This window comes from Pseudomonas libanensis (genome assembly GCF_001439685.1).
GTDB lineage: Bacteria > Pseudomonadota > Gammaproteobacteria > Pseudomonadales > Pseudomonadaceae > Aquipseudomonas > Aquipseudomonas libanensis.
This window is the reverse complement of the sequence record NZ_JYLH01000023.1, coordinates 1-13,261: the sequence shown is the minus strand read 5'-3', so window position 1 is coordinate 13,261 and position 13,261 is coordinate 1. Positions and strand designations below refer to the sequence as shown.

The following is a 13,261-nucleotide window of genomic DNA, read 5'->3' as shown; positions in this document are numbered from 1 at the left end:
ATGGAAACTGCAATGAACTGGACCTGGTTTCACAAGCTCGGCTCGCCCAAATGGTTTTATGGCATCAGTGGCAAGCTGCTGCCGTGGTTGAGCGTCGCCGCCGTGTTGCTGATCGGCATCGGCCTGGTCTGGGGCCTGGCCTTCGCGCCGCCCGACTACCAGCAAGGCAACAGCTTTCGCATCATCTATATCCATGTTCCTGCCGCGATGCTGGCCCAGTCCTGCTACGTGCTGCTGGCGGTGTGCGGCATCGTCGGCCTGGTCTGGAAGATGAAGCTGGCCGACGTGGCCCTGCAATGCGCCGCGCCGATTGGCGCGTGGATGACCGCCGTGGCGCTGGTCACCGGTGCAATCTGGGGCAAGCCGACCTGGGGGTCGTGGTGGGTGTGGGACGCACGCCTGACCTCGATGCTGATCCTGCTGTTCCTGTACTTCGGCCTGATTGCCCTGGGCAATGCCATCAGCAACCGCGACAGCGCCGCCAAGGCCTGCGCGGTGCTGGCGATTGTCGGCGTGATCAATATCCCGATCATCAAATACTCGGTGGAGTGGTGGAACACCCTGCACCAGGGCGCCACCTTCACCCTCACCGAAAAACCGGCGATGCCCGTGGAAATGTGGGCGCCGCTGCTATTGATGGTGCTGGGGTTCTATTGCTTCTTCGGCGCCGTGCTGCTGCTGCGCATGCGCCTTGAAGTGCTCAAGCGTGAAGCCCGCACCAGTTGGGTAAAAGCCGAAGTGCAAACCAGCCTGGGAGCGCGTGGATGAGCTTTGCTTCTTTCAGTGATTTTCTCGCCATGGGCCACCACGGCCTGTATGTCTGGGCCGCCTATGGCATTTGCCTGGCGGTGCTGGCCCTCAACGTCGCCGCGCCGATCCTGGCCCGCAAGCGTTACCTGCAACAAGAGGCGCGACGTTTGCGCCGGGAGACCGAAAAGTGAATCCGCTGCGTAGAAAGCGTCTGTTGATCATCCTTGCCATCCTGGCCGGTGTGGGTATTGCCGTGGGCCTGGCGATGAGCGCCCTGCGGGAGAACATCAACCTGTTCTACACCCCGACCCAGATCGCCAATGGCGAAGCCCCGCTGGACACGCGCATCCGCGCCGGCGGCATGGTGGAGCAGGGCTCGTTGAAGCGTTCCGGCGATTCCCTGGACGTGACCTTCGTGGTCACCGATTTCAACAAGGCCGTGACCATCACTTACCGCGGCATCCTCCCCGACTTGTTCCGCGAAGGCCAGGGCATCGTTGCCCTGGGCAAGCTCAATGCCGATGGCGTGGTAGTGGCTGACGAAGTGCTGGCCAAGCACGATGAAAAGTACATGCCGCCGGAGGTCACAAAGGCCTTGAAAGACAGCGGCCAATCCGCGCCTGGCGCGAATCCGCAGCCTGCCAAGGAGGGCTAAGTGATGACGTCCGCACTGTTTATTCCGGAGTTGGGCCAGTTGGCGATGATCCTCGCCCTGTGCTTTGCCGTGGTCCAGGCCGTGGTGCCATTGCTCGGCGCCTGGCGCGGTGACCGCCTGTGGATGAGCCTGGCGCAGCCGGCCGCCTGGGGCCAGTTTGCCTTCCTGTTGTTCGCCTTCGGTTGCCTGACCTACGCCTTCATGACCGACGACTTTTCCGTCGCTTATGTCGCAAACAACTCCAACAGCGCCTTGCCCTGGTATTACAAGTTCAGCGCCGTGTGGGGTGCCCACGAAGGTTCGTTGCTGCTGTGGGCGTTGATCCTCGGTGGCTGGACCTTCGCCGTATCGGTGTTTTCGCGCCAACTGCCGCAAGTCATGCTGGCGCGGGTGCTGGCAGTGATGGGCATGATCAGCATTGGCTTTTTGCTGTTCCTGATCATGACCTCCAACCCGTTCAGCCGCATGCTGCCGCAGATCCCGGCGGACGGGCATGACCTCAACCCGCTGTTGCAGGACATCGGCCTGATCGTGCATCCGCCCATGCTCTACATGGGCTACGTCGGCTTCTCCGTGGCCTTTGCCTTCGCCATCGCCGCCTTGCTCGGCGGGCGCCTGGATGCGGCGTGGGCACGTTGGTCGCGACCATGGACCATCGTTGCCTGGGCCTTCCTCGGTATCGGGATCACCCTGGGCTCATGGTGGGCCTATTACGAACTCGGCTGGGGCGGCTGGTGGTTCTGGGATCCGGTGGAAAACGCCTCGTTCATGCCCTGGCTGGTGGGCACTGCGCTGATTCATTCCCTGGCGGTCACCGAAAAACGCGGCGTGTTCAAGAGCTGGACCGTGCTGCTCGCCATCGCCGCGTTCTCCCTCAGCCTGCTCGGCACTTTCCTGGTGCGCTCGGGCGTGCTGACCTCGGTGCATGCGTTTGCCTCGGACCCCGAGCGGGGCGTGTTCATCCTGATCTTCCTGCTGTTTGTGGTCGGCGGTTCGCTGACCCTGTTCGCCCTGCGCGCACCGGTGGTCAAGAGCCAGGTCGGCTTCAACCTGTGGTCGCGGGAAACCCTGCTGCTGGGCAATAACCTGGTGCTGGTGGTGGCCGCGTCGATGATCTTGCTCGGCACCCTGTACCCGCTGGTGCTGGATGCCCTCAGCGGCGCCAAGCTGTCCGTCGGCCCGCCGTACTTCAATGCCTTGTTCATTCCGCTGATGGGCTTGTTGATGGTGGTGATGGCGGTCGGCGTGCTGGTGCGCTGGAAAGACACTCCGGTGAAATGGCTGGTGGGCATGCTCGCTCCGGTGCTACTCGGCAGCGTTGCGCTGGCCGTGGTCGCCGGTATTGCCTACGGCGACTTCAACTGGGCAGTGCTCGCCACCTTCCTGCTCGCCGCCTGGGTATTACTGGCCGGTGTGCGTGACATCGTCGACAAGACCCGTCACAAAGGTTTGCTCAAAGGTCTGCCGACCCTGACCCGCAGCTACTGGGGCATGCAGATCGCCCACATCGGCATCGCGGTATGTGCCCTCGGTGTGGTGCTGTCCAGCCAGAACAGCGCCGAGCGTGACTTGCGCCTGGCGCCGGGCGAATCCATGGACCTGGCCGGTTACCACTTCGTCTTCGAAGGCGCCAAGCACTTCGAAGGACCGAACTTCACCTCAGACAAAGGTACGGTGCGTGTCGTGCGCAATGGCAAGGAAATCGCCGTGCTGCACCCGGAGAAACGCTTGTACACCGTGCAGAGTTCGATGATGACCGAAGCGGGCATCGACGCCGGTTTCACCCGTGACCTGTATGTGGCCCTCGGAGAGCCCTTGGGCGACGGCGCCTGGGCGGTGCGGGTGCATGTCAAACCCTTCGTGCGCTGGATCTGGTTCGGCGGCTTGCTCACCGGTTTTGGCGGTTTGCTCGCGGCGCTGGACCGGCGTTATCGGGTCAAGGTCAAGAGCCGGGTGCGTGAAGCACTGGGTATGGGAGCTGCGGTATGAAGCGTTGGTTGATGGTGGTGCCACTGGCGTTGTTCCTGCTGGTGGCGGTGTTCCTGTATCGCGGCTTGTACCTGGACCCGGCCGAACTGCCTTCGGCGATGATCGGCAAGCCGTTCCCGGCATTCAACCTGCCGACGGTGCAGGGCGACAAGACCCTGACCCAGGCCGACTTGCAGGGCAAACCAGCGCTGGTCAACGTGTGGGCGACCTGGTGCATTTCCTGCCGCGTCGAGCATCCGGTGCTGAACAAGCTGGCCGAGAAGGGCGTGGTGATCTACGGCATCAACTACAAGGACGACAACGCAGCTGCGTTGAAATGGTTGGCCGAATTTCACAATCCCTACCAGCTGGATATCCGCGATGAAGACGGCAACCTCGGTTTGAATCTTGGCGTGTACGGCGCGCCGGAAACCTTCTTCATCGACGCCAAGGGCGTGATCCGCGACAAGTACGTCGGCGTGATCGACGAGGTGGTGTGGCGCGAGCAACTGGCCGCCAAGTACCAGGCCCTCGTCGATGAGGCCAAGCCATGAAGCGTCTGTTAGCCGCCGCTGTTTTGGCCTTGGGCCTGGCCGGTGTGGCCCACGCTGCCATCGACACCTACGAATTCGCCAACGACGCCGAGCGCGAGCGTTTCCGCGACCTGACCAAGGAACTGCGCTGCCCCAAGTGCCAGAACCAGGACATCGCCGACTCCAACGCACCCATTGCCACCGACCTGCGCAGAGAGATCTTCCGCATGCTGGGGGAGGGCAAGGACGACCAGCAGATCATCGACTTCATGGTCGACCGCTACGGTGATTTCGTGCGCTACAAACCGGCCCTCACCGGCAAGACCGCGCTGCTCTGGTTCGGCCCTGCCGGCCTGCTGCTGACCGGCGTCGTGGTGATGGCGGTGATCGTGCGTCGCCGTCGCGCCGCGCCGACCGATGGTTCCGATGCGCTGTCCCCTGAAGAGCGCAAACGTCTCGACCAATTGCTGGACACCAAGACTGATGATTGATTTCTGGCTCGCAGCCGGCTTGCTGCTTCTGATTGCCCTGAGTTTCCTGCTCATCCCGGTACTGCGCGGCCGCCGCGCCCAGCGTGAGGAGGATCGTACCGCGCTGAACGTGGCGCTGTATCAGGAGCGCGTCGCCGAGCTGCAAGTGCAGCAGGACGAAGGTGTATTGAACGCCGCGCAACTGGACACTGGCCGCGCCGAAGCCGCCCGTGAGCTGCTGGCCGATACCGAAGGCGTGGAAAAGCCCCGTGAATCGCGCTTGGGTAAACCCTTGCCGTTTTTGGCGGCGTTTCTGGTGCCCGTCCTCGGCGTTGTGCTGTACCTGCATTATGGGGCGAGCGACAAGGTCGAACTGACCCGGGAGTTCTCCCAGCCGCCGGTGTCCATGGCCGACATGACCCAGCGCCTGGAGCGTGCCGCGGCAGCCCAGCCGGACTCGGCCGAGGGCCTGTACTTCCTGGGCCGCGCCTACATGGCCCAGGACCGTTCCGCCGATGCCGCCAAAGTCTTCGAGCGCACCGTGGCATTGGCCGGGCGCCAGCCGGAACTGCTCGGCCAGTGGGCCCAGGCGCAGTACTTTGCCGACAACAAACAGTGGTCGCCCAAGGTGCAGGCGCTGACGGACGAGGCGTTGAAGCTCGACCCCAAGGAAGTCACCAGCCTTGGCCTGTTGGGTATCGCCGCCTTTGAAGGCCAGCGTTACCAGGAGGCGATCGACTACTGGAACCGCCTGCTGGCCCAATTGCCACCGCAAGACAATTCCCGTGTGGCGCTGCAAGGCGGTATTGATCGCGCAGCCGAGAAGCTCAAGGAAAGCGGTGGTACGGTCGCGCACAAGGCGGTCATGACAGTGCGTGTGGACCTGTCCGCCGAGGTCAAGTCCAAAGCCCTGCCAACCGACAGCGTGTTCATCTTCGCCCGCGCCGTAACAGGCCCGCCGGCACCCTTGGCGGCCAAACGCGTGACCGTCGCCGACCTTCCCATTACCGTCGAACTCGGTGATGCCGACGCCATGATGCCGCAGTTGAAACTGTCCAACTTCCCTGAAGTCCAACTGGTTGCGCGCATATCCCGGGCAGGTGTTCCGACCACTGGCGAATGGATCGGCCGCAGCCAACCCCTGGCCAGCAGCAGCACTGCACCGCAGCAGCTGACCATCGACAGTCCGGATAAATAACTCGAGGGAAACGCCATGACCGCATTTGCACGCATCACCTTGCTCAGCCTGGTACTCGGCTTGAGCGCTTGTGCGGTCCACCGCCCGCCGCCGGCCCCCACCGGCCCGACCATCCCACCGTCGGGCCCGTCGACCCAGCCGAGCACCAAGCCGTCTGGCCCGGTGACCCCGCCGCCGAAGCCATTGCCAACCAAATCGCCGACCTTCGCCCCACCCCCAGGCGCCGCCAGCCACTGGGACGGCAAGATGCAGGTCTACGTGCTCGACGACCAGCCCGACACCTTCTACCGTCAGCGCACCTACTATCGCTGGAGCAACGGCTGGAGCCGCTCCATCAGCCCCAACGGGCCCTGGGAAGAAACCAACGTACAAGGCGTGCCGCCGGGGTTGAGCAAGCAGTACGCGCAATGACAAAAGGCGACCCTCGGGTCGCCTTTTTTCATGGCCTTGAAATGCATTCTGCCAAACACCGCGGGCAAATGCGGGAGGGGGCTTGCTCCCGATAGCGTTAGGTCAGTCAATGCTTAGCTGAATATTTTACCGCGATCGGGAGCAAGCCCCCTCCCACAGTAGATCTGTGCGCCATCAAGCAGCCGGGCGGCGAAGTCGGGATTGGGTGGGGCCATCCTGAAAGCGCAGGGGATTTCATCGTCGTGGGCTGAAAAAGCGGTCTGCCAGCCCCGATTGCAGGGTTCATTCACTGATGGGGTGAGTCAAACAGGGCGAACTGTGCGCAGGCGGTCGACCAGGGATGGAAACCTGGTTGGGGCACGGCCTCCTGCGTACAGCTCGCTCGGCATAATGGCGGCATTCCTGACGGTTGGCCGTAGGTAAAGTCCTTTATTGCACCTGGCGCATACGTGGTGCGCGGTGAGTCGCACTCGGGTAAGGTGGCCGCCGCCAGCCTGGCCGTTGCACGATTGCTGGATATACTTTCCGGTGACTACCCGGCCAGCCTGTTGCAGGCGGCATTTGTACTGGCTGATCAACAGGGCGGAGCCGCGAAGGCTTGCCGGTGGTACAACAAATCTGGAGACAAACGAAGAGGGTGTGCTGATGGCAGGCAGGTTGATCTATCTCATCGGGCCATCGGGTTCGGGCAAGGACAGCCTGCTGGATGCCGCGCGCCCGCGCTTGGTCGAGCGCGGCTGCCGCCTGGTACGCCGGGTGATCACGCGCTCGGCGGAGGCAGTGGGCGAAGCGGCGCAAGGGGTAAGTCCGGAGCAGTTTGCAGCGATGGATGCCCAGGGCGCGTTTGCCTTGAGCTGGCAGGCCAATGGCTTGTCCTATGGAATTCCTCGTGAGATCGACGACTGGTTGACAGCCGGCGGCGATGTGTTGGTCAATGGTTCCCGCGCCCATCTGGCGCAGACCCGCGAGCGTTATCCGACGTTGCTGGTGCTGCTGCTGACGGTTGATCAGGCCGTGTTGCGCCAGCGCTTGATCGCACGGGGGCGAGAATCCCTGGAGGACATCGAAGAACGCCTGGCGCGCAATGCGCGGTTCACTGCCGAGCTGATCGCTGGTAATGGCGCGGGCTTGTTTGTACTGGATAACTCCGGCCCATTGGAACATACCGTCGCCCGCCTGCTGTGCTGCCTGGATCACGGGCACTCACTATGAGGTGCTTGCGGTACTGGGTCGTGACCTCGGATCTCGCCGTATTCAATGGTAATCGCCGAGTGCGGTAAAAAGTCAGTCGTGTTCGATTTTACTTTTGTTGGGCAATGAGTCGTGTGAGTGTTTACCCGTGTGCGTCATTCTGAAATTTCAGGGTTATATGTTGCAAAGTTTAAGGGTTGTGCACGTTTTATGCGGTTTATTAGTTGTGGGTAAATGTGTTTTGGTGGTGTTGTGAAAACGGCCTAACGTACATGAAGTGACGTTTTAAGTTGAAATAGATGAGATGTTGTCTGGTGTTTTTGGTTGTGGGAGTTTAACGCCGCTTTGATCGCGTGCTCGTATATTTCCACAGCCGATTTCGCCCTCGGCAGACTACATTGATTTTAATTATTTCAACTTGAATAGGCGGGTTAAAAGATGCAGGTAAACGTTTCCAGTGTGGGGTTTCGAAGTGATGGCTTTTCCAGTGTTCCAAAACAATTCACTGCTCTGATCAGGCCGGGTGAAACGAATGAATCTAATATGTACAGTGGCCGTGACAGTGCCTATATTCCAGTCCTTCGTAATACCCCTGTATTCAATCCGTACTACAGCCCTTTGGAGAGTGAGGACTATCGTGTAGGTAGGCAGCCCTTTAGGAGTACGAATAAGAATGTTTTCAACGGCTTTCAATTGCGAAGTAGCGTCTTCAACAGGCAGGCGGAAAGTTTCAACGGATCCAGGCAGGTAATGAGTCGTTATGGGGGATGGATCACCCCCAATCCGTGTCCACCCCCGAGGCCGAGGCCTGAACCGTGTCCGGAACCACAGCCCAGACCTCACCCGTGCCCACCGCCCAGGCCTGAACCTTGTCCGCAGCCGCGCCCCGTTCCATGTCCACCGCCGTGGCCGAGGCCTGAGCCGTATCCTGAGCCAAGGCCTGAGCCGTATCCACAGCCAAGACCCGAGCCGCGTCCGGCGCCGTGGCCAAGGCCTGAGCCGTATCCTGAGCCAAGGCCCGAGCCGCGTCCGGCGCCGCAACCGAGGCCCGAGCCGTATCCTGAGCCAAGGCCCGAGCCGCGTCCGGCGCCGCAACCGAGGCCCGAGCCGTATCCTGAGCCAAGGCCCGAGCCGCGTCCGGCGCCGCAACCGAGGCCTGAGCCGTATCCTGAGCCAAGGCCCGGGCCGCGTCCGGCGCCGCAACCGAGGCCTGAGCCGCATCCTGAGCCGAGGCCCGGGCCGCGTCCGGCGCCGCGTCCGGCGCCGCAACCGAGGCCTGAGCCGTATCCTGAGCCAAGACCCGAGCCGCGTCCGGCGCCGCAACCGAGGCCCGAGCCGCATCCTGAGCCAAGGCCCGAGCCGCGTCCGGTGCCGCAACCGAGGCCTGAGCCGCATCCTGAGCCAAGGCCCGAGCCGCGTCCGGCGCCGCAACCGAGGCCTGAGCCGTATCCTGAGCCAAGGCCCGAGCCGCGTCCGGCGCCGCAACCGAGGCCTGAGCCGCATCCTGAGCCAAGGCCCGAGCCGCGTCCGGCGCCGCAACCGAGGCCTGAGCCGCATCCTGAGCCAAGGCCCGAGCCGCATCCAGAGCCGCAACCCCGGCCAAGGCCCGATTCGCGTCCAGAATCGCAGCCCCAGCCAAGGCCGCAGCCGCGTCCAGAGCCACAGCCAAGGCCAGCGCCGTGTCCGGAACCGTGCCCGATACCTGCGCCCTGCCCGCAGCCGCAGCCAAGGCCAGCGCCGTGTCCGGAACCGTGCCCGATACCTGAGCCCTGCCCTCAGCCGCAGCCAAGGCCAGTGCCGTGTCCGGAACCGTGTCCGATACCTGAGCCATGTCCCGAACCCGAGCCAACGCAATGTTTACCGATGGACACCGTTTACGGCTTTAATTCAAACACCGGAAATGTCCGTACGTCCTTTGTAGCCTCCCATGACATACCGCAATTCGAAGTTCACGACAGGCAAGGTAATGACACATTCGATTTTTCCGGGTTCAGGCACAACCAAGTCATCAACCTGGGGGCGGGTACTTACTCAAGTGTCGGCGGAAAATACAATAATGTTTACGTCAGCCCAACGTCGATTATCGAAAACGCTATCGGCGGTTCCGGCAATGACCGTATGACTGGCAACGAGGCCGATAACATACTGGTTGGGGGCGAAGGTGCAGATACGCTGAGAGGCGCAGGGGGGCGCAACGTCTTCAAATACAATTCGGTAGCGGACTCTGCCTACGCAACAGCTGATCTGCTCACTGACTTCAAGACCGGCTGGGACAAGATTGATTTATGTACCATGGCTAACGCTGCGGGGGTCAGTCTGAACTTCGTTCCCGACTTTACGGGAAAACCCGGTGATACGGTCATTAAACACAACATGCACAGCGGACGTTATTTTTTGGCGATCGACCTGTCGGGCAACGGCAGAAGTGACTTTCTTATAAAAAGTACGCGACCGATCAGCCCTGATGATGTCCTGGGCCTGGGTTGAATAGGGCGCCCGCTGGATGAAAAGCGTGAGTTGACGCTTTGCGTCAACTTCATGCCAGTAAACGCTCGGTTCAGGCAATGCCACGACATATCTTGCTAAGCCGATAAAATCGCTATCTCGTCACCTTGATGACAGGCTGGTTACTCGCTTGGTACCGCGTACAAGCCTGTCAACCTGATGTGCGCTGCTGCTTTGGCGGCATCGCGCATGCGCTTCTATCGTCGACCTTGATCGAGCCCCCATGGCTTGATCATATCTCCCGCGTGACTCCAACCCAAACCCAGTACTGTCCTGTCCGCCCTGCTGCGTTACGGCAGGCGGTTGCACGCCTGTTTCATATAAGTCTGTATTTCCTGAATCAAAACCGTGCAAGCCTGGTGATGAGGTCTTTATGCCAGTTGTTTATATGCTCGGAGTCGGCCTTGTCAGAATGATCGGTTGTGGCAGTGTATTAATTTACGGTATTGCGAAGGCGTGGATTTAATTAGTTGGAGGAGGTAGCTGTTTTCGTTCGGATCTTACTCTGTATTCTCTTGTTTAGTTGCAGTGGGGTGTAGGTAGGGGAGCTTGAGCTGGAGTGCCGACTCGAAGCTGCATTTTGGAGTGTTATCCGTTTGTGAGTAATGGGTTGTAATCGAATTTGATTGCTAGTGTATGAGTTCTTATTTTTCACATATAAATCAGTCAGTTGGAGTGATTGCGGTGGCGTATTGACTGCAAGTGTTGTTTCGGAAAGTTGCGCCTTTGTCACCAAAGTATTTTGAGATTTTAGAGTGTGTCGGAGTGCATTAATTAGTGTCTGGCGGGCAGCGTGTCTCTGTGCGAACTTAAGGAGGTGCCGACAAGTGCTGTTGCTCGTGTGGAGCGGGAGTTCGATGTCTCAGGTTTATTGCATGAGGACTTAGGTTGTATGAAATTATCAGGACCACCCACTACTAATATTTCGCAAGAAAAGGAGTTTTCTGCTCGGGGGGGCATGAGTTCTGAGCAGTTGAGGCCGCCCTACACCCTTAATAATAAGAAAACGGTATTCACGACTGAGCAGGCAGGCAAACATATCACTCGCCGTGACTTCCGATTTCATGACCGTAATGGCGACCAGAAAATTGACCTGTCATTCCGGATTTCCAAGGGGTTTACAACGCAGCAGGCAGAACTGGCCAGGCAAGCATTGAAATCCTGGCAGGATGTCGCCAACGTAACGTTCACCGAAAATGCCAAGAATCTCGACGGTCACGTTGATATTGGTGATATGCCAGGAACCAATAACGGCGTGGCATCACTGCCTAACAAGTACTTGAGAAATACATTCGCTAACATCGGCACGGCAGATGGGGGCACACACCCTAAGCAGGGTGGTTATTTTCGCCAAGTACTGATTCATGAAACAGGTCATGCAATCGGGTTGGAGCATCCGGGTAAATACGATGGTTCTGGCACCTATGCAACGCACGCAGAATACGCCGGGGACACCCGGGCCCGCAGTGTGATGAGCTATTTCTCGGAAAGGAATCAGCCTGGTCATGATTTCAATTCGTTGCATCCCTCTGCACCGATGATGGATGACATTGCTGCCGCCCAGCGGCTTTATGGAGCCAATACCAACACCCGTAGTACCGACACCACCTATGGGTTTAACTCCAATACGAACCGTGACGCCCTGAGCTTGAAAACGGCCAATGACAATCCTGTCTTTTGTGTGTGGGACGGTGGCGGTAACGACACGCTGGATTTCTCCGGATATTCGCAGAACCAGAAGATCAACCTCAATGCCGAGTCGTTTTCTGATGTGGGGGCATTGAAAGGCAATGTCTCCATTGCCAGGGGCGTTACCCTGGAGAACGCCGTGGGGGGCGCTGGGAACGATGCCTTGATAGGCAACCACGTTGCCAATCGCTTGACCGGTGGAGGCGGAGCCGACAGGTTGCAAGGCGGCGGGGGGGCAGACACGTTTGTATATGACCACACCAGTGATTCAACCCCGGATAACCCTGACGTGATTTTGGACTTCGAGAGCGGCGTGGACCGCCTGGATGTCTCTGCGCTTTTGAAAACTGCGAATATCAAGGCTCTGTTATTCGGTGAGCGGCTAACCGGCCAACCTGGCCAAGCCGTGCTGAGCTACGACGAGGGCAGTGGAGAAGGTAGTTTGGCTTTGGACCTGACCGGAAATGGTAAAGCTGATGTATTGATAAAGAGTATTGGCCGGATGAATGCCGGTGATGTGTACCACGGCGTCAGCCCCTCGGTAGATCCTGAACCGGAAAAGCTGAAGCCGGATACGCGGCCCGAGCCGGAAAAGCCGAAGCCGGATGCGCGGCCTGAACCGGAAAAGCCGAAGCCGGATACGCGGCCCGAGCCGGAAAAGCCGAAGCCGGATGCGCGGCCTGAACCGGAAAAGCCAAAGCCCAATTCACGTCCAGACTCATGTAAGCCAAAGCCTGAGCCACGCCCAGTCTCGTGTGATCCGAAACCTATTTCATGTGCGCCGACGCCAGCCTCATGCTTGATAGGCACTACCAGCGCACTGGGGGCGCAAGCTAATACGTTTTCCATGAGGCCGGCATATGGCTTCAAGGCCGATGCTGATCAGCGTCGAGGAACATTGGTGTCCGCGTCTGATCAAGGGGCTTTTACAGCGCGTGCATGGGGCGGGTCAGTTCACGGGTAACAGAGAGCGGAATATAGCTAAATGAGGCGTCCTCTCTGGCAGGTGTTTGCTGTTCTGTACATTTTGGAATGTCGCGCTGGAATGTGCCGGTCACCATTGGCTATAGGCAGTTTATTATTCTTGTGCATTCGTTAGTTGAATGAGTGTAAGCAGTATTGTCGATTTATTTGAATCAGTCTTGATTTAGTTGCTGGCTGAAAGGCGTTCGATCGCTCGATAGTTGGCGATTTAATAGTTCGTAAGTGTTGCGCTTGCGGAGCGTTGAGTTGTTGTTTTGTATAACTAACTAAGAAGGTGTGATGTATGGTTAATGTAAATCTACCTGGTTTGAACTCCTATGTACCTGCAATGGATACGGCCCCTAAGGCGTCACCCACGGCACCGTCGGGCGGGTATGGCGATAATGAGCCAGTGGGTACTTCCAACAACACGCATCAAGGAAGTGATCAATCGCTTTCGAAAGGGTCCAGATTGCTGAGTCTTTCTGCGCACTCGGCAGGTGGGCTCTCCAGCCTGCAACGGCTATATGGATCGAATATGAATTCGAACACATCTGGTTTGCTGCAGCCTGGTGAAACAAAAATCAGCAATAGGCTTTTCCTGAATATGGGGGGCGTGGATGGCAACGTTCTGACTGCTAATTGTCTGCCTATGCCGAAGGGGGAGGAGATTAAGCCAAAAGGTGACCTGCCCAAGCCGGTGACTGAGGAGACCAAGCCAAAAGGTGACCTGCCTAAACCGGTGACTGAGGAGACCAAGCCAAAAGGTGACCTGCCCAAGCCGGTGACTGAGGAGACCAAGCCAAAAGGTGACCTGCCCAAGCCGGTGACTGAGGAGACCAAGCCAAAAGGTGACCTGCCCAAGCCGGTGACTGAGGAGACCAAGCCAAAAGGTGACCAGCCCAAGCCCGTCAGCGAGGACACCCAA

12 protein-coding genes and 2 pseudogenes are annotated in these 13,261 nt (G+C 59.3%); 13 read left to right on the top strand and 1 reads right to left on the bottom strand.

Features of this window, described 5'->3' with window-relative positions; translation table 11 throughout:
- The first annotated feature begins 12 nt into the window (after positions 1-12).
- The 10 genes and pseudogenes from TU73_RS25920 to phnN all read left to right on the top strand — a co-directional run bounded on the left by TU73_RS25920 (position 13) and on the right by phnN (position 7,197).
- Entirely contained in the window at positions 13-768 is a 756-nt protein-coding gene (locus tag TU73_RS25920; protein WP_057014555.1) for a heme ABC transporter permease, read from the top strand.
- On the top strand, positions 765-941 hold the full coding sequence (ccmD, locus tag TU73_RS25915) for a heme exporter protein CcmD (protein WP_057014554.1): 177 nt from the start codon (positions 765-767) through the stop codon (positions 939-941). Before TU73_RS25920 ends, ccmD begins: the two co-directional genes overlap by 4 nt.
- On the top strand, positions 938-1,405 hold the full coding sequence (gene ccmE / locus TU73_RS25910) for a cytochrome c maturation protein CcmE (protein ID WP_043050431.1): 468 nt from the start codon (positions 938-940) through the stop codon (positions 1,403-1,405). The genes ccmD and ccmE overlap by 4 nt, the downstream gene beginning before the upstream one ends.
- A gap of 3 nt (positions 1,406-1,408) precedes the next feature.
- The gene (locus tag TU73_RS25905; protein WP_057014553.1) at positions 1,409-3,394 is read left to right on the top strand and encodes a heme lyase CcmF/NrfE family subunit; all 1,986 of its coding nucleotides are present in this window, start codon (positions 1,409-1,411) and stop codon (positions 3,392-3,394) included.
- Positions 3,391-3,927, top strand: a complete 537-nt coding sequence (locus tag TU73_RS25900) for a DsbE family thiol:disulfide interchange protein (RefSeq protein WP_057014552.1) — start codon at positions 3,391-3,393, stop codon at positions 3,925-3,927. The genes TU73_RS25905 and TU73_RS25900 overlap by 4 nt, the downstream gene beginning before the upstream one ends.
- Positions 3,924-4,397: a cytochrome c-type biogenesis protein gene (locus TU73_RS25895; RefSeq protein WP_057014551.1), complete on the top strand. Its 474-nt coding sequence runs from the start codon at positions 3,924-3,926 to the stop codon at positions 4,395-4,397. Before TU73_RS25900 ends, TU73_RS25895 begins: the two co-directional genes overlap by 4 nt.
- On the top strand, positions 4,390-5,574 hold the full coding sequence (ccmI, locus tag TU73_RS25890) for a c-type cytochrome biogenesis protein CcmI (protein ID WP_057014550.1): 1,185 nt from the start codon (positions 4,390-4,392) through the stop codon (positions 5,572-5,574). Before TU73_RS25895 ends, ccmI begins: the two co-directional genes overlap by 8 nt.
- A 15-nt stretch (positions 5,575-5,589) precedes the next feature.
- Positions 5,590-5,985 carry a hypothetical protein gene (locus tag TU73_RS25885; protein ID WP_057014549.1) on the top strand — a complete coding sequence of 132 codons (396 nt, stop codon included), beginning with the start codon at positions 5,590-5,592 and terminating at the stop codon, positions 5,983-5,985.
- A gap of 449 nt (positions 5,986-6,434) precedes the next feature.
- Positions 6,435-6,631 (top strand): annotated as a pseudogene (locus TU73_RS29440) (alpha-D-ribose 1-methylphosphonate 5-triphosphate diphosphatase); the annotation flags it as partial.
- Positions 6,631-7,197 carry a phosphonate metabolism protein/1,5-bisphosphokinase (PRPP-forming) PhnN gene (phnN, locus tag TU73_RS25880; protein WP_057014548.1) on the top strand — a complete coding sequence of 189 codons (567 nt, stop codon included), beginning with the start codon at positions 6,631-6,633 and terminating at the stop codon, positions 7,195-7,197. The pseudogene TU73_RS29440 and the gene phnN, both read left to right, overlap by 1 nt.
- 751 nt (positions 7,198-7,948) lie before the next feature.
- Here the strand turns inward: phnN and TU73_RS29070 are convergent.
- A complete protein-coding gene (locus TU73_RS29070) occupies positions 7,949-9,007 on the bottom strand; it encodes a hypothetical protein (RefSeq protein WP_057014547.1) in 1,059 nt (352 codons plus the stop codon).
- A gap of 32 nt (positions 9,008-9,039) precedes the next feature.
- Between TU73_RS29070 and TU73_RS29065 the strand changes: the two genes are divergently transcribed.
- From TU73_RS29065 to TU73_RS25860, 3 genes and pseudogenes are all read left to right on the top strand, one after another.
- Positions 9,040-9,663, top strand: coding sequence for a M10 family metallopeptidase C-terminal domain-containing protein (locus TU73_RS29065; protein WP_057014546.1), 624 nt, complete (start codon positions 9,040-9,042; stop codon positions 9,661-9,663).
- Between the two features lie 910 nt (positions 9,664-10,573).
- Positions 10,574-12,334: a M10 family metallopeptidase C-terminal domain-containing protein gene (locus TU73_RS25865; protein WP_082642670.1), complete on the top strand. Its 1,761-nt coding sequence runs from the start codon at positions 10,574-10,576 to the stop codon at positions 12,332-12,334.
- Positions 12,335-12,871: 537 nt separating this feature from the next.
- A pseudogene (locus tag TU73_RS25860) lies at positions 12,872-13,261 on the top strand (hypothetical protein); the annotation flags it as partial.